This window comes from Chryseobacterium aahli (assembly GCF_022699665.1).
Lineage (GTDB): Bacteria > Bacteroidota > Bacteroidia > Flavobacteriales > Weeksellaceae > Chryseobacterium > Chryseobacterium aahli.
The window spans coordinates 700,418-724,314 of sequence record NZ_JALDNB010000002.1 but is presented as its reverse complement, the minus strand read 5'-3'; the positions used below and the strand labels follow the sequence as shown (position 1 = coordinate 724,314).

Genomic DNA, 23,897 nt, shown 5'->3' with positions numbered 1-23,897 from the left:
AATTATGTTTGACAAACAACAGCGAAAGCTGAAAAGATCCGCACGCTTAATTTCCGTTTTAAGTAAATACGGCTTCAAAGATATGATTGCCAGAATGGGCAAAAGACCGGAAGAGAGTTCTGCGTCGTCTGACGAAATTATTTCCAAAGGAACCGTTTACGAAAGAATACGATTGGTTTTAGAAGAATTGGGTCCTACTTTTGTGAAGCTCGGACAGACATTTAGCAACCGTGAAGATTTGCTTCCACCAGAATTGATTCAGGAATTGCAGAAACTTCAGGATCGGGTAGAAGTAGTTGAAATGAATGTCGAAGAAATTCTGGAAAATGAATTTAATATCGTTGTCAATGAGCATTTCTCAGAAATTATCACAAAACCTTTAGCAACAGCTTCTATAGCTCAGGTTTACAGAGCGACTCTAATGACTGGAGAAGAAGTCATTTTAAAAATCAAAAAACCTGATGTTCTCAGTGTCATTGAAGATGATTTACTGCTTATTAAAGATTTAGTTAAGCTTATTTCGACTTATTCTGAGATTGGTTCCAAGCTTAATTTGAAACAAGCCATTGCAACCTTTGAAAAGTCTTTATTGGAAGAAGTTTCTCTCGTTAATGAAAGGAATAATATCAAACAGTTTGCTTTAAATTTTAAAAACAATAAAGAAACATACGTTCCGATTGTCTATGATGAATTTTCAAACAATAATGTCCTTTGTATGGAATTTATTGACGGAATTAAAGTAACAGACAAAGAAGAATTAGTAAAACATCAAATTGATCCCGTTGTCATTTCTGAAGTTGGTTTGAGACTTTTTGTTTCGCAGATTTTAGATTACGGCTTTTTTCATGCTGATCCGCACGCCGGAAATATTTTGGTAAAAAGAGATGGAAAAGTTGTGTTCATTGATTTTGGAGCAGTAGGAAAAATTCAACCGAATGATAAAGAAATTCTCGAAAGTCTGATTGTCGCTTTTGTGGCTAAAAATTCTAACAAAATTGTTCGTTATCTCAAAAAAATGGCGGTCAGCTATGAAATTCCGGATGAAAGAAGATTTGAAAATGATGTAGAGGAAGTTTTGAATTTCGTTCACAGCACTTCACTAAAAGATATTGATCCGCATATTATCATCAACAAAATGAAAGATGTTTTGAAGGATAATCAGTTATATATGCCAGATTACTTCTATCTTTTATTCAAGGGAATTGGGTTGATAGAAGGTGTCGGAAGAACCATTAATCCTGATCTGGATATTGTAAAAAGTCTTCATCCGTACACCAAAAAAATACTGACAAGAAAGATCAGTCCCAAAAAGCTTTTCAAATCCGGAATGGATAAAATGATGAATTTCACCGATAATGTAGATGAAATTCCAAAAGAGTTGCGTTCTGTTCTGCAGAAATTGGATGATAATAAATTCACCATTTCTAGTGAGATTAAAAATATAGAAAAGACCAATCAGCTGATAAAATCAAGCATTATCAATTTAATTTTAGCGATGGTTTTGGGAGCGAATATTATTGCCACAGCCATTGTTTTTGTTTCAGAATCAGGACCAAGAATTGGGGAGATGTCTTTGGTTGCTGTTTTAGGATTTATATTTTCGGTCTTATTGGTTGTGATTCTGTTGCTGAGAATTACGAGAAAGTAGAATATAAGATAAGTGAATTTACAGTTAGAAAATCAACGGTTAGTTTGTCATTCCGGAGGAATCCCAACACAGAAAAGTTTTTAGTTGCTTAGATTCCTACGGAATGACAAACGTTATGCTAAGTTTTCAAACAAAAATTAGACATTAAACTTACCATAATTCATCTTGTATCCTACAAATTTTTACAATAATACACAACCAAATTAATTGCCTATCTTTGCAAAATGGAAAAACTCACTTTTGCAGACTTTGACCTTCCGGTTAGAGTTCTTGATGTTTTAGCAGATTTAAATTTATTTGAGCCTACTCCAATTCAGGAGAAGAGTATCGGACCGATCCTTTCTGGAAGAGATGTGATGGGAATTGCACAGACGGGAACAGGGAAAACTTTGGCTTATCTTCTTCCGGTTTTGAAGACCTGGAAATACAATAAAACGGGAAATCCTACAGTTGTTATTTTAGTTCCTACAAGAGAATTAGTCGTTCAGGTATCAGAAATCGTTGAAAAACTGACAGAGAATATTACTGCAAGAGTAATCGGAATTTACGGTGGAAAAAACATCAATACGCAAAAGCTTTTATTCAACGACGGTTGCGATATTTTAGTCGGAACACCCGGTCGAATTATGGATTTGGCGATTGATAATGCAATTTCATTAAGAGAAGTGCAAAAACTGATTATTGATGAATTTGATGAAATGTTGAATTTAGGTTTCAGACCGCAGTTGACACATATTTTCGAAATGATGAGAGAAAAAAGACAGAATATTCTTTTCTCTGCAACCATGACAGAAGCTGTTGACGAAATGCTTGAACAGTATTTTGCAGGCCCTATTGAAATTTCATTGGCAAAATCAGGAACTCCGCTTGAGAAAATTGAGCAGACCGCTTATAAAGTTGAAAACTTCAATACAAAAATCAATTTGCTTGAGCATTTGTTGAAGAACAATGAAGATATGTCTAAAGTCTTGATTTTCGCTAATAACAAAAAACACGCAGACTTATTATTTGTAAAAATAAATGAGCTTTTCCCGGAAGAATTTGATGTGATTCACTCAAATAAATCACAGAACTACAGATTGAAAGCGATGAAAAGCTTTGAAAAAGAGGAAATCAGAGGTTTGATTACGACGGATGTTATGGCGAGAGGTCTGGATATTTCAAATATTACCCACGTTATCAATTTCGAAACTCCGGAAGTTCAGGAGCAGTATATTCACAGAATTGGTAGAACTGGTAGAGCTGATAAAGACGGTAAAGCCATCACTTTTGTGACTAAAAAAGAAGAAACTTTAGTACTTGACATCGAATTATTGATGGATAAAGAATTAAGGTATATCGACTTCCCATCTGAAGTGAAAATAAATCCTAAAAAGATTGCTTCAGAAGAAGATGTTATCTTGATGAAAAATCCTGCGCAAGGGAAATTGTATGAAGGTGGCGGGGCTTTCCATGAGAAGAAAGATAAAAATAAGAAGGAAAACTGGGGCGGACCATCAAAAAGGAAAGAGCCTAAGAAATTCGGAGCCAACCGAGCACAACAGAAAGCAATCTCAAAATCGAAGAGAAAGAAATAAACATAAAAAAACGATTCCAATTTTTGGAATCGTTTTTTGTTTAGATGAATTAAATATTCAATGCTATTACTAAGAATTTACTTCATATAAGGTTTCATCACTTTAGTCCAAAGCTGATAACCTTCTGGGGTCATGTGAAGCATATCTTCCACAAAAAGGTCTTTTCTGATATTTCCATTAGCATCATTCATAACCTTTGTAATGTCTATGAAATCTGCATTTTTTTCTTTCTTCATGAATTTAGCAATCTTCTTATTGGCTTCTTTCATTTGAGGCCAAAGATGCTCCCGGCTTGGAGAATATTTAATTGAAATATAATCGACCTGAATGTTTGGAAATTTTTCACGAATTTTTCTGTAAAAAGTTTTGTATCTATCGACTACTACTTTTGATTTTAACTTGGCATCATCTGCAAAATCATTTTCACCACAGTAGATGATAATTTGCTTGGGCTGATAAGAGTTTAATAAATCTTCAGAATAATAATTGAGATCTGTCAACCTTGAACCTCCAAAACCTCTATTAATAATCACTTTTTCGGGAAAATAATCTGAAACATCCTGCCATTTGGTAAAAGATGAACTCCCAATTAAAAGAATAGCGTCTTTGGGTGGAGCAGATTCTGAGTCTGTTTTTTTGAAATTTTGAATGTCCTGCCAGTACATTGGCTGTTTGTCCTGCGAAAAAATAAGGGCAAAGGTCAGCAATAGAAATGCTGCGAAAATCTTCTTCATTGTTTTCTAATTTTGTAGGAAATAAATATAATAAAAAACTCCCGAAAATATCGGGAGTTTAGTTATTTTATCTCACATAGCTGATCTGTGTGAAGTCGATGACTTTATCGCCATTTTGGTCAATATTGCCGACCATCGTCATTAATTTCATTTCCGTACTGCTTAGAATCAGTACTTTATAAACGCTTGGAAGGTCATTATCATATTGGATGGTAAGTAGTTTCTCTTCTGCATCATAAGAATATTTACCTTCTGTTTTACTGCTTGTACATGTTGCTCCAACTCCGGTTACTGCTGTGTACGCTGCATAATAATCAATTCTGAATTCTGCTGTACTTTTTGCACTACATCCGGTAGGTGTATCGGTTGAAATTACAGTTTTAAGATCTTTTCCAGAAACAACTTCTGATTTTGTTGCCTTCCATTCACCTTTTAGCATATCCAATTCATAGTTTTGAATATCATCATCTTCACAAGAACTAAGCGCTAAGGCTGAAAAGGCAAATAAAAGTAAGTATTTTTTCATTTTCACAAATTTAAGAATATGCTAAAATATAAATAAATTTGAAATATTTATAATGAAATTCAGGTTTTTTAAACTAATGTTTGTAAAAAATGTAATATTTGTTCTCAGAGAGTAGAGTCAGAAGATTGAAATTTAAAAATATTGAATTTTATAATTACAATCCGCAAGATTTTAACCACGATCTTCTGACTTCCCGACTTCCTAATAACTCATTTCTACAATTTTATAAGCATCTTGTGGTGTCAGATTTTTATTTTCTCCCAGACCAAGCCAGTTTCTTTCTGTAAAAGCTTTTTCTACACGCTCTGCCGTGTTATGATAATCTTCGGTGTAATCTGAAAGTTGGGTTTGAATGTCGAGACTGTGGAAAAACGCTTCCATTTTTTTGATGGCTGCTTCGGCTTTTTCTTCTACACTTCCTTCAGTTATTTTCCATACTCTTTCTGCGTATTGAGCTAATTTTTCTTTTTTGGTTTCAAAATTATATCGGTAGTGAGAAGGCGCGATTACAGCGAGTGTTCTTGCGTGGTCAATACCATAATAAGCGGTAAGCTCATGTCCCATTGCATGAACTGCCCAATCGGTAATTACTCCCTTTTGAATAAGTCCATTTAAAGCCATTGTACAACACCACATAAAGTTACCTGCCGCATCGTAATCAAAATCTTCCGCCATCACTTTTGGTGCAGTTTCTTGTAAAGAGATTAGAATACTTTCGGCAATTCTTTCCTGAAGATCAGCCGAAGATGGTGACGTCATATATTGTTCTAAAACATGTGTATAAGCATCGGCAATACCGTTGGCAATTTGTTTTTTTGGAATAGATTTGATTACTTCAGGATCTAAAACTGAAAATTGAGGAAATAATCCTGGCCCGCCGGATGATAGCTTTTCATTGGTTTCTCTTCTTGAAATGACATATCCGGAATTCATTTCAGAACCTGTCGCGGGTAACGTTAGGATAGTACCAAAGGGCATTCCTTCGCCTTCGAAGGTTCTCACTGGTTTTTTCAAGATTTCCCAAGGTTCGCCGTCATAGTTTGCTGCTGCTGAAAGAAATTTTACACCGTCAATTACAGATCCGCCTCCTACAGCGAGTAAATAAGTGATATTATTTTCTTTGATGAACTGTAAAGCTTTTACTAAAACTTCATACTCAGGATTCGCAGGAACACCACCAAACTCCTGAACGTCATGGTTCTTCAAAGCATCTTTTACCTGATCGTAAACACCATTGCTTTTGATGCTTCCGCCACCGTAAATCATTAAGACTTTGGCATCTTGTGGAATTTCTTTTGAAATTTTAGCGATTTCTCCCTTCCCGAAAAGTATTTTTGTTGGATTTTTTAACTCGAAATTAAGCATTGTTCTAAATTTATTTTAGATCAAATTTACGCATTGAGTAGCGAAATTTCAGTTAATAAAAGTGTAAAGTTTGTATGATTGAATTTTATTAAAACTATGGAAATTTACACGATTTTGTAATTAAAGATGTTGCAATTTTAATTTCTCGTCATTAAATCTTGTCCGGAAAATTTTAAGATATTGGTTTAATTAATAGTCAGTAATATCTAGTTCATCAATTGCTATCTCAATTCTTTCATTTTTATAATAAAATAATAAATAATTGACTTTACTGCTATTGTCATGTTTTGATTCTTTGACAGTATAAAATCTTGAGATGATTTTTTCATTTTCTATATCATACCAATTCATGAATGGCTTTTTCACTATTTGTATTCCTTTCCTATTTATTGTAATGATGGTAGAATTCATTTTTTTTATTTCCTTATAAATCATGATTACAGAGAATATCATAACAGAAATTGGCATTATTGCAACAAGGCTAAAAAAAATATCTATTCCCTTTTTTAAGACAAGATATAGAAAGAATGTACTCATTATTATAAATATTGAATACGTTAAAATAATAATGGCATTAATGGATTTAGAAGTTTTTATGTGTATTTCATTTACATTAGAATGGATTTTTGAGTTCTCCTTAAGTAATGTTTCCATTTTATTTTCTCTGAATGCAAAGAATATGTTTGCAATTGTTGACAAAAAGAAAATAAAAGAAAGTAATGGAATGTTTTTAAGAAACAAAATCCCAAAGATACATGTGATTATTGCAATTATAATATGAAAATATATGCGGGCTTGATGCATAACAATAATGCTACTTAATATACTTAGATTCTCTCGATTTTATTTCAGTATTAATGTGTTTCAAACCGATGACGCTAGGAAGTAGAGTGATAAAACATCCTATAGGTATAGGTAAAAGCGCATAGTTTTTATTAACAATTGCAAGATAAAAGAGAAATGAACAGGCAATAATCATAACGATTCCCAATCCTATCAATGCACCTTTAAGTGTTTTCTTTTTTGCTTCTAACTGTTCCGTGGTAAGGTCTGCTAATTTATTATTTTTCATAACAACTGTATTTTATTACTCTAAAACTGTGATGATAGAAAATGATAAATTTTTTTCTTAAACATCCATATTTCTTTTTGAATTTGGCAGAGCGAAAATACAAAAAAATATACTTAGAAAACTTAATAAATTCCCTTGTTGTTGAAAAATAATTACTTGATTAACCTCTTAAATGCAATATTCTGGACTTGATTTCTTCTCTGATTTTTTTCAATCTAAAATGAGAAGATATAATAGAATAACTGAAGAATATTGGGAAGAAAGTGTAAAAGCCGAATCCTTTTTCAGAGGTTACAAAAATTGAAATTGCTATGATGAAAAGGAAAAGAATGATATTATAAATGAAGCTTTTTTTTGCCTTGTTTTCGTTCTGATAAAGCTCGTCAATTGTTTGGTGAGATAATGGTTTTTCAGTCATAATAAATGATTGTAAACAAATTTGAATATAAATATAGGGTTAATTTTTCTAAACAATTGCTGATTCTTGTCTTTTATTATTCTTTTAACCTATCTGAAAATTAAAAATAAATTAAATTTCACACTTTTTTAAACTCAATCGCTCGCAATTAAATGTAAAATCTACTACATTTGTTGTATGAGACATGACCAGCGCGCAGAAAAATTCAGGCAGATTGTAGAAAATAAATTCCAAATCTACAATTCATTATTTATGAGCCTGCCTTATGATAAAATGACCAACATCGGGATGCTTCTCCCTTTTCTTTATGAAGAAAGCAAAGAAGGTTACCAGTCCGGAAAAACTCCTGAGCAGATTGTAGAAGAATTCTTTGCTAATCATACCGATTTACAGACAGAGGAACAAAAACTCGAATTGTTGTTTAAAATCATTCAGTATATTGAGAGACAAGTTGTTTTGTTTGATAGTATTGAAGATGCAGCGTTCCCAAATTTACATTCTGAAAGTGATAGCGGAACGGTAACCAATCTTTTTGAGCGCTCATTACAAGATCATAAATTGGAGAAAGTGCGTGAAAAGTTGCGAGATTTTACGGTGAAAGTAGTTTTTACAGCTCACCCGACTCAGTTTTACCCTAGCTCTGTACAGAGAATTTTGCATGATTTAAGAAAATCGATCACAGACGATTCTATTACCAATATTGACATGCTTTTGCAGCAATTAGGGAAAACTCCATTCGTGAATAAAGAAAAGCCAACTCCGATTGATGAGGCTTTGAGCATCATTCATTATCTGAGGTATGTTTATTACGATACGATTGGCGAATTATTTACCAAAATCAAAACGACTTTTGGCAATGGGCATTTTCATTTGCATGAAGATCTCATTCAGCTTGGTTTCTGGCCAGGTGGTGACAGAGACGGAAATCCTTTTGTGACAGCAGATGTTACGAAAAGAGTTTCTGAAGAACTGCGTTCAGCCATTTTAAAATCATATTATGGAAATTTAAAAGATGTAAGAAGAAGATTAAGCTTCAGAGGAGTTTCAGAAGTTCTTGGACAACTGAGTGCTGAATTGTACACTGCGATTTTCAGAAATGAAAGAATCACGGCAGAAGATATTCTTAAAAGATTAAATGAAGCCGAAAAAATATTGGTAGAACAACATAATTCTCTTTTCATCGATCAGCTTGAAAATTTCAAAGACCGTGTGAAGATCTTCGGAACTCACTTTGCAACTTTGGATATCAGACAAGACAGCAGAATCCACCAACAGGTGATTGATGATGTTTATAAAGCTAAATTTGGTGAATCTGAGGTTAGCAACGATGAGAAATTTAATCAGTTAATTCAGGTTTCAGAGAAAATAGATGCTGATGGTTTCGAAGATATTGTAAAAGATACTTTGATTAATGTCGCTCAGGTAAAAGATATTCAGTTTGCCAACGGAAACCGTGGAATGAACCGATACATTATTTCTAACTCTGATGCGGTGAAAGATGTGATGAATGTATATGCATTTTTCAAGATTACTGGTTACAAAGACGAAGAAATCAATATGGATATTGTTCCGCTTTTTGAAACGATGGAAGGTCTAGATAATGCCGAAAGTGTAATGACTGAATTATATCAAAATCCGATTTATCAGAAGCATTTGGCAAGAAGAGGGAATCAGCAGACGATTATGCTTGGGTTCTCAGACGGAACTAAAGATGGTGGTTATCTGAAAGCCAACTGGGAAATTTATAAAGCGAAAGAAGTTTTGACTAAACTGTCAGAAGAGAATGGTATTAAAGTAGTCTTTTTCGACGGTAGAGGTGGCCCACCGGCAAGAGGTGGCGGAAAAACACACGATTTTTATGCTTCTCAGGGAAAAACAATTGCGAATAATAAAATTGAATTAACGATTCAGGGACAAACCATCACAAGTATTTTCGGAAATAAAGAACAGGCGAAATATAATTTTGAACAGCTGCTAACTGCGGGAGTAGAAAATGATGTGTTTAAAAACTCTAAAAAGGATTTAACTGAAAAAGAAAGAGCGCTAATTCTTGAATTGGCGAATATCAGTTATAAAAAATATTCAGATTTAAAGGCGCATCCGATGTTTGTCCCTTATCTTCAGGAGATGAGTACGCTTGAATATTACGGAAAAACCAATATCGGAAGTCGACCATCAAAACGAGGTGGTGGAAACGAGTTGAAATTTGAAGATTTAAGAGCGATTCCTTTTGTAGGATCATGGTCGCAATTGAAACAAAATGTTCCCGGATTCTTCGGTTTCGGTTTTGCAATGCAGCAGTTGAAAGAAGAGGGAAGGTTTGATGAAGTAAGGGAATTGTATAAAGGTTCGGACTTCTTTAAAACTTTAGTGTTAAACTCGATGATGAGTATGAACAAATCTTATTTCCCATTGACGTACTATATTAAAGATAATCCTAAATTCGGTGAATTCTGGAATGTGCTTTTCAGTGAATACAATCTTTCAAAAGATATTATGCTGGAATTGACTGGGTTTAAAATGCTTCAGGAAGAAGATCCATTGTCAAGAAAGTCGGTGAAAATTCGTGAGAAAATTGTGCTTCCGTTGTTAAGCATTCAGCAATACGCTTTAATGAAAATTCAGAAAGGTGAAGGGAATAAAGAAGCATATGAAAAGCTGGTGACGAGATCGTTGTTCGGGAATATTAATGCGAGTAGGAATTCGGCTTAAATAAAAAAATAGACTGTTCAAAAACGAAACAGTCTATTTTTTTTAATATTATTTTATTGAGTTAATAAAGTGATGCCGCTAATATCTGCTCTCCCACTTTTTAGGAATTCATAAGTTATTCTATCTGCCTGACAATCGATGAACTGTACTCTTTTTAGATTATTGTTTTTAAAAAAAATGTTATTGAGTACCGAATGTTGAAATGTCACTTTGGTAAATTTACAATTTTCAAAATAGCAATCATCCAACTTACCTTCAAAAACAACGTCAGCAATATGTGTATTAATGAAAGAAGTGCGGTTCCAGATAGATTCGGCAATGATATTTTTCTCGAAACCGCCATCTTTTAAAATTACTCCTGTAAAATCGGTGTCCGTGAAATCGCAGCCTGAGATGTAGCTTTTAGAAAATTCCGTTTCATTCAGGGAACCATTCTTAAATGTATTGTTAGATAAATTAGAATTCTGAATGCGGCTGTTGCGAATCTCAGATTTTGAAAAATCACAAAGATCAACATTATTATTTTTTAGAATAAGATGGGAAAGATCTGAACCAACAAATTTACAACGTTGCATATTTGAGGAGCCAAACTTTTCATCAAGATTTTTCAATCCGGAAAAGTCGGCATCAATCCAATTTCCGAGTGACATATTCCATTTAGGCTTTTGTTCCTGCTTTTCGGATGGGAGTTCAATAGTTTGCTTTTCCGGAAGCTCATCAGATGTTGTTTCGCTTGTTGGAGACTGAAAGTTTTCTGAAAAATAATTAAGATCAACCCCTAAAATTTCCGCAAGACGATTGAATGTGATAAGATCAGGAATTGATTCTCCGCGTTCCCATTTTCCTATTGCCTGAGGACTGATAAATAAGAGTTCTGCAAGTTGTGCCTGAGACATATTGGTCTCTTTTCGTGCCTTGACAATTTTATTGCCAATGATTTTAGTGTTTAACATAGTGTAATTTTTTCTTTGTTTTAATAAAGCAAAGATATTTACATCAGTACCAAAAGCTGTGAAGAAAACAGAATCGAATAGTTGTAATTACTCTACTTTTAGTTGTTATATCACAACTGTAAGTTGTTTTCTGTTTAAAATTCAAAATAACAAATTTTTTTAGCTGAAAACGTTTTATTAAACCTTTTTTATATTGTAAAACTAAGACATTATTCTTTTATAAATTTCTCATAATAAACCTTATCCTTAACCTGAATTTTCAAGTAATAAGTTCCTTTCGCAAAATCCTGCACATTGATAGATTTTTGATTTGTTGATTTAAAAATAAACCTACTAAGATTATCATACACTTCAAGAGACGAAACATCGCCCTCAGTTGCAATATTTAAAATAGACTTTACCGGATTTGGGAAGATGACCAATTTTTCTTTCTTCACCAATTCGGAAGTGTTTAAAACAGAATTATATAAACTTCCAAAATTTAAAATTCCATATCCCATTTGATCAGTATGGCTCGGAAACAGTGATGCAGTTTGTCTTAATTGAGCTCTCATCGTATTTCTGTTCATTGCAGGAAATGCTTGTATCAGACATGCAACTCCGCCTGCTGCAATAGGTGTTGCAATAGAAGTTCCTGTAACAGAGATTGTAGAATTATTATTCACCGTTGTAGCTGCTGATCCTCTCGCACTTGCATCAGGTTTTACAGCTCCAGTAGAATTCGGTCCGTATGAAGAAAAAGCAGAAGATAATCCCGCAGAATCTACAGAACCGATACTGAAAACTTGTGCATTATCCGCAGGTGTCATGATATAATGCCAAGGCTGTTCTCCCGAATTTCCGGCTGCAATTAAAACAAAAATTCCTTTATTCACCGCAATTTGGCTTGCTCTGGCTATGAAAGAAGTAGTTCCGTTCATTTGAGCATAAGTATAACTGTATTTTGGGTCGTCAAAAACATTGTAACCTAAAGAAGTCGTTATAACGTCAACACCTTTTCTATCGGCTTCTTCAGCAGCTTCAATCCAATATAATTCTTCTTCGGGAACTTCGACTGTAGCATTTTCGCTTCGATATAAATAAAAATCTGCATCTGGAGCAGAACCCACAAAACTATCCTGAATATATCCACCGATAGCTCCTAAAACCACCGTTCCATGGTTATTTAATGTGCCTTCGTAGATATTTGTAGTTTTTGTGACAAAATCGTAGCCGCCTTTAATCTTATTATTTGTCCATAATCTTGAGAAGGCAGTACCGGTATTGACTGTAGGAAAACCTGTGTCAATCACCGCAATTGTAACTCCTGTTCCTGTATATCCGGCAAGATGTAATGGTCGCAGATTGATTTGGTCAATCTGAGCAGAACCGGATCCGTAATCAAAAGTTGTTAAAGTTTTTTGATTTTGTTCAAAACTTTCCCATTTATTAAAGTGTTGAGCCTTTAAAATCAAAGAAGAGTTTTTAGCAAAACTTTCTACCGATTGTACAAAAGACTGTGCTTTAATCAAATTAACCTGAGCTTGGTTTACAGTTACAGCAACTCCGTTCAGCCATTTAGAATAATCTGTGATGGTAAATCCTAAATTCTGAAGATTTTGAATGTATGATTGTTCGATAGGTGCATCCTGATCATTGAGAGCAATTCCCAAAGCAGTTCTTCTATTCAATGCTTTTTGAGTGAGCTCTGACAAAGGATTCGCATAAAATGCTGCCTTATTTGGTTTGTCATTAAAATAAACAAAAACAAGTTCGGTTTGTGCATTACTCAATCCATAACCCGTTAGAAAACAAAATAATAAAAGTTTTTTCATCTCTTTATTTTGTATAAAGATAAAACAAATTCAATAAAATTTTTGATAGGATTTTAAATTCCTTATTTTTACGAAAATATTTGTTTGTGAAATCGCTGCGCAAGATTTGTGTAAAAAAATAATAATAGTAAAGCGGTTACATTTAACTTAGAAAAAATAAATTTACGTATGAAAAAAATACAGATGGTTGACTTGCAAAGTCAGTATTACAAAATAAAAAATGATGTAGATAATGCGGTTCTTAATGTGATGGATTCTGCTGCGTTCATCAACGGTCCTGAAGTAAAATCTTTCCAAAACGAATTGGAGACTTATCTTGATGTAAAGCACGTAATTCCTTGTGCAAATGGAACTGATGCATTACAAATTGCTTTAATGGCACTCGATTTACAAGAAGGCGATGAAATAATTACAGCTGATTTTACTTTTGCAGCAACCGTAGAGGTGATTCATTTGCTTAAATTAAAATCTGTTTTGGTAGATGTAGATTATGATACTTTTACGATTTCTACAGAACAAATCAGAAAAGCAATTACCCCAAAAACTAAAGCGATTATTCCTGTTCATATTTTCGGACAATGTGCGAATATGGAGGAAATTTTGAAAATTGCTGAAGAACATAATTTATTTGTTGTCGAAGATAATGCGCAGGCAATCGGCTCTCAGTTTACATTTTCAGACGGAACTGTAAGAGATGCAGGAACGATGTCTACTGTAGGAACGACTTCTTTTTTTCCATCTAAAAACTTAGGTTGTTATGGTGATGGTGGTGCGATTTTTACCAATAATGATGAATTGGCGCACCGTTTAAGAGGCATCGTTAACCACGGAATGTACGAAAGATATTATCATGATGAGGTGGGTGTCAATTCTAGATTAGATAGCCTCCAGGCAGCAATTTTAAGAAAAAAACTTCCCAATCTTGATTCTTACAACGATGCAAGAAGAAAAGCCGCGGATTATTACGACGAAGCCTTTGCTGGTAACGAAAATATTTTAACTCCGAAAAGAGCCGAATATTCAACACACGTATTTCATCAATATACTTTAAGAATTTTAAATGGAAAACGTAACGAATTGCAGAAATTTTTAACTGAAAAAGAAGTTCCTGCAATGATTTATTATCCGGTAGCTTTAAGAAAGCAAAAAGCTTATTTTCAGGAAAGTAATGATGCGGATTTTGTGAATACAGACAAACTTTTGGATCAGGTAATTTCTCTTCCGATGCATACAGAATTAGACGAAGAGCAGTTGAAGTATATTACGGATGCTGTGTTGGAGTTTATGAGATAAAAGATGAAAAGGAAAGTTTTTAAGTATAAATGGGTGTATTGGGTTGCTATAATGGTAAATCTAATAGTCATGATTTTATACTGGAATTATTCTTATTCTATATTTCTAAATTCAACATTCGAAACCAAAGATTTATTTTCTATCAGCTTAATATTTTTAACAGCATTATATTCAGTTTTGACAATATTTTTTTTAATCATCAAGCATAGAATAGCGGTATTATTATATTCAATCTTTTTGATTCTAATTTTTATAATGTTTTTAAAAACGATAATCGAAGCGCTAGATGATGAGAAAAACTTAACTAAAGGAGTTGAACCGATGGATTACATAATTTCCTCTATTGTGTATTCATTATTCTTTGGGGTAGTTTTTTTTATAGTTCAAAAACATAAGTTCAAAAATATTTCTAATGATTTAGAAATCGACGAAATAGGAAAACCAAATTAACATTATTCATTACCAATCACACATTACTTATAAAAACAATGGCAATACTTGTAACAGGCGGACTTGGATACATCGGTTCCCACACCGTGGTAGAACTGATCAATAATAACTTTGAAGTGGTTATTGTTGATGATTTATCCAATTCGGAAAAATTTATTTTAAATAATATTGAGGAAATTACAGGTAAACGACCTTTATTTTATCCTTTCGATTTGAAGAGAAAAGAACTTTTGCATCAGGTTTTTGACGCACACAATATCGAAGGTTGTATCAACTTTGCAGCTTTCAAAGCAGTAGGAGAGAGCCAGCAAAAGCCCATTGATTATTATGAAAATAATTTGTTTTCTTTAATCAATGTTCTTCAGGAATTTAAAGAAAGAAAAATCTCAAACTTTATTTTCAGTTCATCTTGTACAGTTTACGGACAGGCTGATGAAATGCCAATCGACGAAAATACTCCGTTGAAAATGCCTGAAAGCGTTTATGGAAAAACAAAACAGATGGGCGAAGAAATCTTAAAAGATTTTGCTACGGCTTATAAAAGTAAAATTTCTTTGTTGAGATATTTTAATCCAATAGGAGCGCATCCTTCATCATTGTTGGGCGAATTACCAATTGGTGTTCCGAATAATCTTGTGCCTTACGTGATGCAGACTGCTGCAGGAATTCGTGAGAAACTAAGCGTCTGGGGAAATGATTATCCTACAGAAGATGGAACGGCAGTTCGTGATTATATTTATGTTGTAGATTTGGCGAAAGCGCACGTTGCAGCTTTGAAAAGTTTAATGAATAATAATTCAGAAGAAACTGTAATTGATATCTATAATCTGGGAACAGGGAAAGGTTCTTCAGTTTTGGAAGTCGTACAGGCTTTTGAATCTGCAAATGAAGTTTCTGTACCTTATCAGATTTGCGATAGGAGAGAAGGTGACATCACTATTGCTTATGCTAATGCTGATAAAGCCGAAAAAGAACTCAACTGGAAATCTGAAACTTCTTTGGAAGAAGCGTTAAAAACGGTATGGGATTGGCAGAAGTATTTAGAGTCTAGAAAAAATTAATTTATAACAAAATAATACACCAAGAATTTATATGAAGACCGAAAGAATAGGAATTACATTTTCCTCATTTGATTTATTACACGCAGGGCACATCAAAATGTTGGAGGAGGCAAAAACAGTTTGTGATTATCTGATTGTAGGACTGCAGATTGATCCTTCTCACGACAGACCAACAAAAAATAAGCCCACTCAGACGATTGTTGAAAGATATATTCAGTTAAAAGCTGTCAATGCTGTGGACGAAATAATTCCTTACTATACAGAAGAAGATTTGGAAGATATTTTGAAGTCTTTTGTAATCGACGTGAGAATTATTGGAGATGATTATATGGACAGAGATTTCACCGGAAAAAAATACTGCGAAGAAAAAGGTATTGAGATTTTTTATAATAAAAGAGATCACCGCTTTTCATCAAGCGATTTAAGAAAAAGAATCTACGAAGCCGAAATGTCAAAACTATCAAAATAAAAAAAGTCCCGAAATTTAAATTTCGGGACTTTTTATGTTCATTAAACCCTGATTACATCGGACCTTGTTGTTCGTCTCCTGTAGCATTAGAATTCACATCTTTCTTTCTTTTCGGCTGCTCTATTTTTTCACCTTGTTTGAATCTGTACGTCAGTGAAAGCGCAAACTGTCTTGGCTGCCATTGCATGTAAGATTCTCTCGTAAAGTTCTCACCATAAGTGGTAGATCTCATTGCTCTAGTATTGAAAATATCTTGCACATTGAATGATAATGTTCCGTTACCATTCCAAATCGTTTTTGAAGCTCCTAAACTCAACGCATACATATCTTTTCTATCCTGGTAAGCAGTTTTCTGTGCTCCTCTGTAAAAACCTTGTAATTGGAAGCTGAATGTTTTGTCAATTTTAAATGTTGAAGTCAATCTCGCTCTTGTAGAAAAACCGTTACCATTAAAGTCTGCCGTTGCTACAATTGGGTTTCCTTTGCTATCTAATGTGTTGTAAAGTACGCTGCCTTTTGTTTTGTACCCAAATAAATCAACGTTACCTAAAAACTTCAACCAGCTTGTTGCGTCCCAGTTAAAGTTTAAATCTAAACCAAAACGATCATCAGATCCTAAGTTAATAGGTTGCGTATGGAAAACAATTCTGTCTTCCGGCTGACCAAGACTATTGATAAATGTTTCCTTTTCGTTATATACCAACATTTTTGTATCGTCAGTCTGATGTCTGTAGTAAAGCGTTGGGTTAATAGTAAATTTCTTTTTAGAAATACTATAACCAAATTCGTATGAATCAACATAAGAAGGATTTAGATCAATATTTCCGTCGAAGATATTTTGGTTATCGTTGTAGTTAGGATTAGGTATCAAAAAGAAAGATCTTGGTCTATCTATTCTTCTTGTATAGTTTAATAAAAACTGGCTGTCTTTAGCTAATTCATAGCTAAGATAAACACTTGGGAAAAGATTATTATAACTTTTTCTGCTTCTGATGTCTTCATCTGCCGGATTCAAGTTGGTATAATCGATATCTACATTAGAATATTCATTTCTTACCCCCAACTGATAACTTAACTTGCCGACTTTACTTTTGAATTGTAAGTATCCTGCATTAAACATCTCTTTGTATCTAGCTTCGTAAGTGTATGTTCCTAAGAAATTCAATGCTGGTGCATTTGCAGTGCTTTCTCTTACATCATTATCATAATCATTTTGATTAATGTCAATTCTGTATCCTGCTTCAATCTTAGAATTTTCTCCAATTGGAAGCTCATAATCTACCTTACCAATTAATGTTTTGTTCTTTGTGGTTTGATTAATGATGTTTTGCAATTCAAAATTGCCATTATTCGTTTCATCAATATTGGTATCATTATAAGATCTGTTGCTCTGTAAACTCAGTGATAGAGCAATGTTCTGACCCTTATCATCAAACTTGTGATCTAACCCTATATCACCCTGAAATGCAAGGTTGTTATTAAAACTGTTAGTTTTTCTATTTCTAAAAGTATTGGCAGCGTTAAATAGTTGGTTGTTGTACGTTACGTTACCTGTATTTTCGCTGTCAAATGTTCTTACAGTTCCTGATAAGTTGATTGAAGTTTTATCAGACACATCGTAAACAATTCCTGTGGAGGCATTATAATTGTTATTTTGGCTGTCGCTGATGTTCTCCTGATTACTTTGTAAAGTACCACCGATGTTGGTTACATTAGTAAAATAGTTATCAGTTTTATTCGTGTTCTTAGATTCACGATAACCACCGCCGCCATTCAAAAACCACGTAAGGCTTCCTTTTCTCCAGCTTAAATTGGTATTTAAATTCGTTTGAGGCAAATAACCTAAAGTTCCGATCACACTCCCATTAAAACCAGTTTTCTTAGATTTTTTTAATATAATATTTAAAATACCAGCCGTTCCGCTTGCTTCAAATTTTGAAGAAGGGTTGGTGATTACCTCAATTCTCTCAATCTGATCTGCAGGAATACTTTGCAAAGCATTGGCACCATCGTCAATTCCAAGAAGAGCTGAAGGTTTTCCGTTGATTAAGAATCTTACGTTTGAACTTCCTCTCATCGATACCGTTCCGTCTGTATCCACAGAAACTGAAGGTACATTCGATAAAACATCCTGAAGGTTACCTCCTTTACTTACGATATCCTGAGATGGGTCGTATGTTCTTTTATCTAATTCTACTTTATAAGGCTTTGTAGCAACAGTGATTGTTACGCCTTGAATGTCCTGAGTTTTAAGATTGGTAGCAGATCCTTCAGCTTCAATTGATAAAGCACCGATGTTTCCGGCTGCTGCAATCTGCTTATTGATAACACTTTTCTTGAAATCGATTGCCTCAACAGAAATATCATAATTTCCGGGAGTTAATTCAAGTTTGTATTGACCTTTTTCGTCAGTCAGTGTAGCATCACTGAAAAGTTTATTCGCTTTATTGCTAAATGTAACTGATGCATAAGGCACCGGCTGATTGCTTTTGTCTACAATAGTCCCCGTTACACCTACTTTTTCCTGTCCGAAGGCAAAAGCCGCTGCAGATAATACAAAAGTCAACCCCAAGGTTTTCTTCGTAATCATGCTGATTATTTCCGTCTGATTCATAAGAGATTCTTTAAGTGAAATCATGAAAAACACATTTAATATTATGAAATTATTAAATAATTAATTTTTCAGTTTCTCACAATTCGTTTATTGTTCTTAATAGATAGGTCGCCTTTTATTGCGATTTGTTAATTGCTAAATTGTTAAAATTTAGTTAAATATGTTTACTATTTGATATTTTTTGAATTGAGCCAATCCTGATACGCTTTAGCATTGATGACATGCTCTTCTGCACTGGCTGTAAATTTGTGGTAACCCATTCTCGCCGGGTCTGCACACATAAAAATATAAGAGTTGTTTTCTGCATCCAAAACGGCATCCACAGAATTTTTATCAACAACACAAATCGGTCCCGGAGGAATTCCTGCATTAGCATACGTATTGTATGGCGATGGAGTCGTTAAATGTTTATATAAAACTCTTTTGATAGGCTCTTTAAAATTGGTTTGCTTATTGATGGCATAAATTACCGTAGGATCAGACTGTAGTTTCATCCCTTTTCTGAAACGGTTTAAATATAATCCTGCAATTGTTTTCATTTCGTCAGGTTTCCCACCAGATTCTTTATAAACAATAGATGCCAACGAATAAATCTGTTCTCTGGATAAACCTGATTTCTGTTCTTTAGCTTTTCGATCGGCAGTCCAGAATTCATTGTACTGATCTTCAAATTTTTTGAAAAACTCTTGTGGTGTTACCGTCCAGAAGAAATTATAAGTGTCAATGAAAAAATATTTTTTAAGATCTTCAGCATTATTGTATTCTTTTTCAGAAGCAATTTTATTTAAATCATTGACGAATCTTAATGAATCAAGCTCTGTTTTTTTAGAAACTTTACCAACCATCTGATAAATATCTCCGAAATCTCCAATTCTGAAAGAATTTGCAGTCTGATTTCCTGCTTTAATCATATTGACAAGAACCGTATTGCTGGCTCCTTTTTGGAAATGATAACGTCCAGGTTTGAAATACTGATCCATTGATTTATCTTTCGCGACATCAATGAATGCTTCTTTATTATCAATATAAGGAGTGATTGAATCTAAGATCTGCTTAAATTCTGCCCCATGCGGAATCAAAACGTACCCATCTTTCTGTACGTTGCTTCCGTAATATTTTTTGTAAAATTTAAAACCAAAAAATCCTGCCACAGCAAGAATAAGGAGTACGATAATGAGAATAGCTTTTTTCATTATAGATAATTGATTAAAAGTTTTTGTTTTATTTAAATAAGATCAACCTTACCACTGAAAACCTGTTTTGCCGGACCTTCTAGCCAAATTTCCTGGAAAGAACTTCCATTTTTTTCAGCATACACTTTAAGATCACCGCCCAACGTTTTAACTTTTATGGAGGTTAGATTGCTTTTTTGAAGAAAAGTTAAAGCAGAAGCAGTAACTCCGGTTCCACAACTGTAAGTTTCATCCTCAACACCTCGTTCATAGGTTCTTACGAAAATTTCATCATCAGAAATATTTTCAACAAAATTCACATTGATGCCTTTTTCCTGATAATTTGCAGAATTTCTGATGCTATTTCCTTCAGCAAAAACATTGAAATTCGAAATGTCTTCTACATATTTTACATAATGCGGTGAACCTGTATCTAAAACTGAATCATCACCATCAGAATTGATGGTCTCAACGTCACCCATTTTCAGTTTTACAATATCTTCATTGATTTCAGCTTCGTGAAGTCCGTCAATTGCTGTAAATACTGTTTTGTTATTTTTAAAAATAGAAAGGAAATGGGCAAAGGCAACCGAACAACGAGCTCCGTTACCGCAGAAACTTTTTGAACCGTCAGAATTGTAATAATCAACCTCAAAATCTACACCTTCTGCTTCATTTATTTTGATCAATCCATCTGCTCCAATTCCAAAACGGCGGTCACACAATTTTTGGATATGCTTAATAGAAAGATTATCCCACTTTCCGGAACGGTTGTCTAACATTACAAAGTCGTTTCCTGTTCCCTGATATTTATAAAATTCCATATTTTATTTTGTCTAAAAACTAACGTGCAAAATTACTATAATTAAAACGAAAAACGAACAGCGATGGCTGTCCGTTTACTTATTTAGAATGATTATCTTCTGAATCCTCCGCCGGATCTTGGTGAGTTGTTTTGCGGTGTAGCTGGTGTGGTATTTTGTGTGTTCGGGGTACTGTTTGTACTGTTTCTGAAACCACTGTTGCTGTTTGATCTCGGGGTACTTTGTTGCTGAGGCCTTTGTCCGTTATTGTTGGTATTTCCCTGATTTCTAAATCCGCTGTTCCCTCTTGGGTTGTTTGTATTTCCTCTTGGATTGGTTGTATTCCCGTTATTATTGTTTCTCGGATTGGTATAATTGCCATTATTGTTATTATTTGGCGTATTGCTGAATCCGTTTGCAGGTCTTTGAGAGGTACTTCTTTTCTCTACATAAACTTTCGTTCTGTTATTACCATAGTAATAAGGAACACCGTTGTCATATTTGTACTGCATATTATTTCTGTAATAATATCCATCATTACCATAATATCCTCCTGTGTTATAATAACCTTGGGGAGCATAATAATATCCATCATTATAATAAGGATCTCCGTATGTGTCAGCGTATGCATTATTGTAAGACATACATGAAGACAAGCTTAATGTAATGCATATTGCGAATGCTATTTTTATTAAATTTTTCATCTTTATTAAATATTGTTTTGTTTAAAATGTTTCTTCCATTGAATATAGCCAATGGTAGCCATCACAGTAAAAACCAAATACTGTACCGAAGTAATTCCGTAGCCTTTATAAATGTACATTGGGATGGAAATAAGATCACCTAAAATCCAGAAAATCCAGTTCTCAATGCGTCTTTTTGCCATCAGCCACATTCCCACTAAGAATACTGATGTCGTGAAAATATCCATCCAGTTGGCCCAATCCAGATGATGAAAACCATACTGCACCTTTTCTGAAATAAAGTTGTTATCAAGCAAAGGTTTGTAATAATAAATAACCATTACCAAGAAAACACTCAGAACAAAAAGCACTGCTGAAATCACCCATTCTTTTTTGGTAGCCCAGGAAACTTCCACATGAATATTGTCTTCAGAATTTCTTTGCCACAAAATCCAGCCATAAATACTCATGATGGTATAGTACACATTGATCATACAATCTCCCAACAATCCTGCAATAAAAAGGAGGTAAACATAAATAATGGTAGAAATAATTCCGGTAGGATAAACCCAGATATTTTTTTTGATAGAAAAGAAAACACTCAAAATTCCGAACAGAGTTCCTGCAGCTTCCAGAAAAATTTGCAAATTAGTATAGGTTTCATACGGTTTTACAAAGAGATCATATACATTCATGAGGTCAAAAATAAGCAAAAATACAATCACTTTAAAATATGTAAAACAAGTGGAAATCAGTTTTTTATATTTTTAAATGTAAATTAAATCATGAATTTTTATTAATAAATGTTAATATCGTTAAAATTTTTATATTTTCGTAAATCTTTAATAAATAAAAAATATGTCAAAAATTTGGGCTAAAAAGCCAATGAGTGCTTATGAAGCCGATATACAGAAAAGCGAACTAAAACGTGTTTTAGGAAAATGGAGCCTTACTGCTATCGGAATTGGAGCTATTATCGGAGGAGGAATTTTTGTACTTACAGGTACTGGTGCCTATTACAACGCAGGGCCTGCATTGGCACTTTCTTTTGTAGTAGCGGGTATTGCCTGTGTATTTGCAGCTTTGTGTTATGCTGAGTTTGCGTCAATACTTCCCGTAGAAGGTTCTGCTTATGCGTATGCATACGGAACGGTAGGTGAAATTTTTGCCTGGATTATCGGTTGGGGTTTGATATTAGAATATGCGATGGGTTCGATGACGGTCGCCGTTTCATGGTCAGGTTATTTTGGTAAACTTCTCAAAATGTTTGGTCTGCATTTGCCTTATTGGATGACCACAGATCCCGGAACTGCTCATAAAGCATTCGGGGAAGCTACAAAACAGATTGCGGAAGGAAAGCTTCCTGCAGATAAATTATTAGGTTTTCAGGAAACGATTAATAATTTCAATGCAGCTCCTGAATTATTAGATTTTAAACTATTTTTGAATTTTCCGGCATTGGTAATCGTTCTATTTGTAATCTGGATCTTATTGAGAGGTACAAAAGGTGCTGCTAAAGCCAACAACTTTATTGTAATCTTAAAAGTTTCTGCGATTATATTTGTAATTATTGCAGGTTTATTCTTCATAGATACTGCCAACTGGACACCTTTTATCCCTGATGCAACGACCATTACAGAAAACGGAGTCTCCCATAAAGCGTACGGCTATGGCGGAATTATTGCCGGAGCTTCTGCTATCTTCTTTGCTTATGTAGGTTTCGATGCGGTTTCTACACAAGCCGGTGAAGCGATTAATCCTAAAAAAGATGTTCCCTTTGCGATCATCACTTCGTTAGTAATTTGTACAATTTTATATATTTTGGTATCACTTGTTCTTACAGGGATGATGCATTATACAGATTTTAATCCTTTAGGTAAATATCCTGATGCAATTAAGGCTCCTGTTGCTTATGCATTTGATATTGCAGGTCAGGCTTGGGCTGGTTACATCATTACAATTGCTGCAACTGTAGGTTTGATTTCTGTATTGATGGTAATGATCATGGGACAGTCTAGAATTTTCTTAGGAATGTCTAAAGATGGTCTTATTCCTGCAACTTTCTCAAAAGTAAATCCTACTTCTGGAGTTCCTAGAAAAAACTTAATGATTTTGGGAACAGTTATTGCGATAGTGGCATCATTGACACCAATTAACGAATTGGCACACATGACAAGTTTTGGAACTTTATTTGCCTTTACAATGGTTTGTGTTGCGGTTTGGGTTTTAAGAGTAAAAGAGCCAAATTTGGTAAGAAGTTTCAGAGTTCCTGCATTGCCTGTAATTGCTTGTTTAGGAATTGCAATCAATGTATACTTGATTTTCAACCTTAGTAAAGAAGCACAGATGTACTCTTTTGGTTGGTTGATTATTGGATTTATCATTTACTTCCTTTACAGTAAGAGAAATTCAAAACTGCAGAATGGCGGTTACGGAGAAACCTTCAAGGCCGAACAAAAACCTTTAGAAGACGTCAACATCAATATTGACAATAAAGAATAAATTTAAATTCCGCTTTATGCGGAATTTTTTT

At 34.0% G+C, this 23,897-nt stretch carries 20 protein-coding genes; 8 read left to right on the top strand and 12 right to left on the bottom strand.

Annotation, left to right across the window (positions count from 1 at the left end; genetic code table 11):
* The first annotated feature begins 4 nt into the window (after positions 1-4).
* Both MQX03_RS05445 and MQX03_RS05440 read left to right on the top strand, forming a co-directional pair.
* On the top strand, positions 5-1,648 hold the full coding sequence (locus tag MQX03_RS05445; protein WP_242801989.1) for an ABC1 kinase family protein: 1,644 nt from the start codon (positions 5-7) through the stop codon (positions 1,646-1,648).
* 224 nt (positions 1,649-1,872) lie between these two features.
* Positions 1,873-3,225: a DEAD/DEAH box helicase gene (locus MQX03_RS05440; RefSeq protein WP_242801988.1), complete on the top strand. Its 1,353-nt coding sequence runs from the start codon at positions 1,873-1,875 to the stop codon at positions 3,223-3,225.
* A 77-nt stretch (positions 3,226-3,302) separates the two neighbouring features.
* On the opposite strand, the gene MQX03_RS05435 is transcribed toward MQX03_RS05440, so the two are convergent.
* From MQX03_RS05435 to MQX03_RS05415, 5 genes are all read right to left on the bottom strand, one after another.
* Positions 3,303-3,959: a GDSL-type esterase/lipase family protein gene (locus MQX03_RS05435; RefSeq protein WP_242801987.1), complete on the bottom strand. Its 657-nt coding sequence runs from the start codon at positions 3,957-3,959 to the stop codon at positions 3,303-3,305.
* Between the two features lie 67 nt (positions 3,960-4,026).
* Entirely contained in the window at positions 4,027-4,485 is a 459-nt protein-coding gene (locus MQX03_RS05430) for a lipocalin-like domain-containing protein (protein ID WP_242801986.1), read from the bottom strand.
* 201 nt (positions 4,486-4,686) lie between these two features.
* Positions 4,687-5,850, bottom strand: a complete 1,164-nt coding sequence (locus MQX03_RS05425) for an iron-containing alcohol dehydrogenase (protein WP_242801985.1) — start codon at positions 5,848-5,850, stop codon at positions 4,687-4,689.
* Positions 5,851-6,039: 189 nt separating this feature from the next.
* On the bottom strand, positions 6,040-6,504 hold the full coding sequence (locus MQX03_RS05420; protein WP_242801984.1) for a hypothetical protein: 465 nt from the start codon (positions 6,502-6,504) through the stop codon (positions 6,040-6,042).
* Positions 6,505-6,664: 160 nt separating this feature from the next.
* Positions 6,665-6,922 (bottom strand): hypothetical protein, encoded by a 258-nt coding sequence (locus tag MQX03_RS05415; RefSeq protein WP_242801983.1) that lies wholly within the window; start codon positions 6,920-6,922, stop codon positions 6,665-6,667.
* Positions 6,923-7,517: 595 nt separating this feature from the next.
* Between MQX03_RS05415 and MQX03_RS05410 the strand changes: the two genes are divergently transcribed.
* Positions 7,518-10,052, top strand: coding sequence for a phosphoenolpyruvate carboxylase (locus MQX03_RS05410; protein WP_242801982.1), 2,535 nt, complete (start codon positions 7,518-7,520; stop codon positions 10,050-10,052).
* 53 nt (positions 10,053-10,105) lie between these two features.
* On the opposite strand, the gene MQX03_RS05405 is transcribed toward MQX03_RS05410, so the two are convergent.
* Complete coding sequence (locus MQX03_RS05405; RefSeq protein WP_242801981.1) at positions 10,106-11,005, bottom strand: pentapeptide repeat-containing protein; 900 nt, start codon at positions 11,003-11,005, stop codon at positions 10,106-10,108.
* Between the two features lie 209 nt (positions 11,006-11,214).
* Positions 11,215-12,819, bottom strand: a complete 1,605-nt coding sequence (locus MQX03_RS05400; RefSeq protein ID WP_242801980.1) for a S8/S53 family peptidase — start codon at positions 12,817-12,819, stop codon at positions 11,215-11,217.
* 168 nt (positions 12,820-12,987) lie between these two features.
* Here MQX03_RS05400 and MQX03_RS05395 point away from each other — a divergent pair, with 168 nt between their 5' ends.
* From MQX03_RS05395 to MQX03_RS05380, 4 genes are all read left to right on the top strand, one after another.
* The gene (locus tag MQX03_RS05395) at positions 12,988-14,112 is read left to right on the top strand and encodes a DegT/DnrJ/EryC1/StrS family aminotransferase (RefSeq protein WP_242801979.1); all 1,125 of its coding nucleotides are present in this window, start codon (positions 12,988-12,990) and stop codon (positions 14,110-14,112) included.
* 69 nt (positions 14,113-14,181) lie between these two features.
* Positions 14,182-14,562 (top strand): hypothetical protein, encoded by a 381-nt coding sequence (locus MQX03_RS05390; RefSeq protein WP_242801978.1) that lies wholly within the window; start codon positions 14,182-14,184, stop codon positions 14,560-14,562.
* Positions 14,563-14,600: 38 nt separating this feature from the next.
* A complete protein-coding gene (gene galE / locus MQX03_RS05385; RefSeq protein WP_242801977.1) occupies positions 14,601-15,623 on the top strand; it encodes a UDP-glucose 4-epimerase GalE in 1,023 nt (340 codons plus the stop codon).
* 31 nt (positions 15,624-15,654) lie between these two features.
* A complete protein-coding gene (locus tag MQX03_RS05380) occupies positions 15,655-16,092 on the top strand; it encodes an adenylyltransferase/cytidyltransferase family protein (protein WP_242801976.1) in 438 nt (145 codons plus the stop codon).
* A 52-nt stretch (positions 16,093-16,144) separates the two neighbouring features.
* Here the strand turns inward: MQX03_RS05380 and MQX03_RS05375 are convergent, their stop codons facing one another.
* From MQX03_RS05375 to pnuC, 5 genes are all read right to left on the bottom strand, one after another.
* Positions 16,145-18,706 carry a TonB-dependent receptor domain-containing protein gene (locus MQX03_RS05375; protein WP_242802118.1) on the bottom strand — a complete coding sequence of 854 codons (2,562 nt, stop codon included), beginning with the start codon at positions 18,704-18,706 and terminating at the stop codon, positions 16,145-16,147.
* Between the two features lie 167 nt (positions 18,707-18,873).
* Positions 18,874-19,899, bottom strand: coding sequence for an endolytic transglycosylase MltG (gene mltG / locus MQX03_RS05370; RefSeq protein WP_242801975.1), 1,026 nt, complete (start codon positions 19,897-19,899; stop codon positions 18,874-18,876).
* 32 nt (positions 19,900-19,931) lie between these two features.
* A complete protein-coding gene (gene dapF, locus MQX03_RS05365) occupies positions 19,932-20,702 on the bottom strand; it encodes a diaminopimelate epimerase (RefSeq protein WP_242801974.1) in 771 nt (256 codons plus the stop codon).
* A 92-nt stretch (positions 20,703-20,794) separates the two neighbouring features.
* Complete coding sequence (locus MQX03_RS05360) at positions 20,795-21,385, bottom strand: hypothetical protein (RefSeq protein ID WP_242801973.1); 591 nt, start codon at positions 21,383-21,385, stop codon at positions 20,795-20,797.
* Positions 21,386-21,390: 5 nt separating this feature from the next.
* Positions 21,391-22,059, bottom strand: a complete 669-nt coding sequence (gene pnuC, locus MQX03_RS05355; protein WP_242801972.1) for a nicotinamide riboside transporter PnuC — start codon at positions 22,057-22,059, stop codon at positions 21,391-21,393.
* A gap of 163 nt (positions 22,060-22,222) precedes the next feature.
* On the opposite strand from pnuC, the gene MQX03_RS05350 reads away from it, so the two are divergent.
* Positions 22,223-23,866, top strand: a complete 1,644-nt coding sequence (locus MQX03_RS05350; RefSeq protein ID WP_129534043.1) for an APC family permease — start codon at positions 22,223-22,225, stop codon at positions 23,864-23,866.
* Positions 23,867-23,897 lie beyond the last annotated feature (31 nt).

Coding starts and splice junctions, on each gene's coding strand:
- MQX03_RS05420 (WP_242801984.1), bottom strand. CDS start 6,504: ATGGAAACATTACTTAAGGAGAACTCAAAAATCCATTCTAATGTAAAT.
- MQX03_RS05415 (WP_242801983.1), bottom strand. CDS start 6,922: ATGAAAAATAATAAATTAGCAGACCTTACCACGGAACAGTTAGAAGCA.
- MQX03_RS05360 (WP_242801973.1), bottom strand. CDS start 21,385: ATGAAAAATTTAATAAAAATAGCATTCGCAATATGCATTACATTAAGC.
- MQX03_RS05395 (WP_242801979.1), top strand. CDS start 12,988: ATGAAAAAAATACAGATGGTTGACTTGCAAAGTCAGTATTACAAAATA.
- galE (WP_242801977.1), top strand. CDS start 14,601: ATGGCAATACTTGTAACAGGCGGACTTGGATACATCGGTTCCCACACC.
- pnuC (WP_242801972.1), bottom strand. CDS start 22,059: ATGAATGTATATGATCTCTTTGTAAAACCGTATGAAACCTATACTAAT.
- MQX03_RS05430 (WP_242801986.1), bottom strand. CDS start 4,485: ATGAAAAAATACTTACTTTTATTTGCCTTTTCAGCCTTAGCGCTTAGT.
- MQX03_RS05410 (WP_242801982.1), top strand. CDS start 7,518: ATGAGACATGACCAGCGCGCAGAAAAATTCAGGCAGATTGTAGAAAAT.
- MQX03_RS05405 (WP_242801981.1), bottom strand. CDS start 11,005: ATGTTAAACACTAAAATCATTGGCAATAAAATTGTCAAGGCACGAAAA.
- MQX03_RS05380 (WP_242801976.1), top strand. CDS start 15,655: ATGAAGACCGAAAGAATAGGAATTACATTTTCCTCATTTGATTTATTA.
- MQX03_RS05400 (WP_242801980.1), bottom strand. CDS start 12,819: ATGAAAAAACTTTTATTATTTTGTTTTCTAACGGGTTATGGATTGAGT.
- mltG (WP_242801975.1), bottom strand. CDS start 19,899: ATGAAAAAAGCTATTCTCATTATCGTACTCCTTATTCTTGCTGTGGCA.
- MQX03_RS05350 (WP_129534043.1), top strand. CDS start 22,223: ATGTCAAAAATTTGGGCTAAAAAGCCAATGAGTGCTTATGAAGCCGAT.
- MQX03_RS05435 (WP_242801987.1), bottom strand. CDS start 3,959: ATGAAGAAGATTTTCGCAGCATTTCTATTGCTGACCTTTGCCCTTATT.
- MQX03_RS05390 (WP_242801978.1), top strand. CDS start 14,182: ATGATTTTATACTGGAATTATTCTTATTCTATATTTCTAAATTCAACA.
- dapF (WP_242801974.1), bottom strand. CDS start 20,702: ATGGAATTTTATAAATATCAGGGAACAGGAAACGACTTTGTAATGTTA.
- MQX03_RS05375 (WP_242802118.1), bottom strand. CDS start 18,706: ATGAATCAGACGGAAATAATCAGCATGATTACGAAGAAAACCTTGGGG.
- MQX03_RS05425 (WP_242801985.1), bottom strand. CDS start 5,850: ATGCTTAATTTCGAGTTAAAAAATCCAACAAAAATACTTTTCGGGAAG.
- MQX03_RS05445 (WP_242801989.1), top strand. CDS start 5: ATGTTTGACAAACAACAGCGAAAGCTGAAAAGATCCGCACGCTTAATT.
- MQX03_RS05440 (WP_242801988.1), top strand. CDS start 1,873: ATGGAAAAACTCACTTTTGCAGACTTTGACCTTCCGGTTAGAGTTCTT.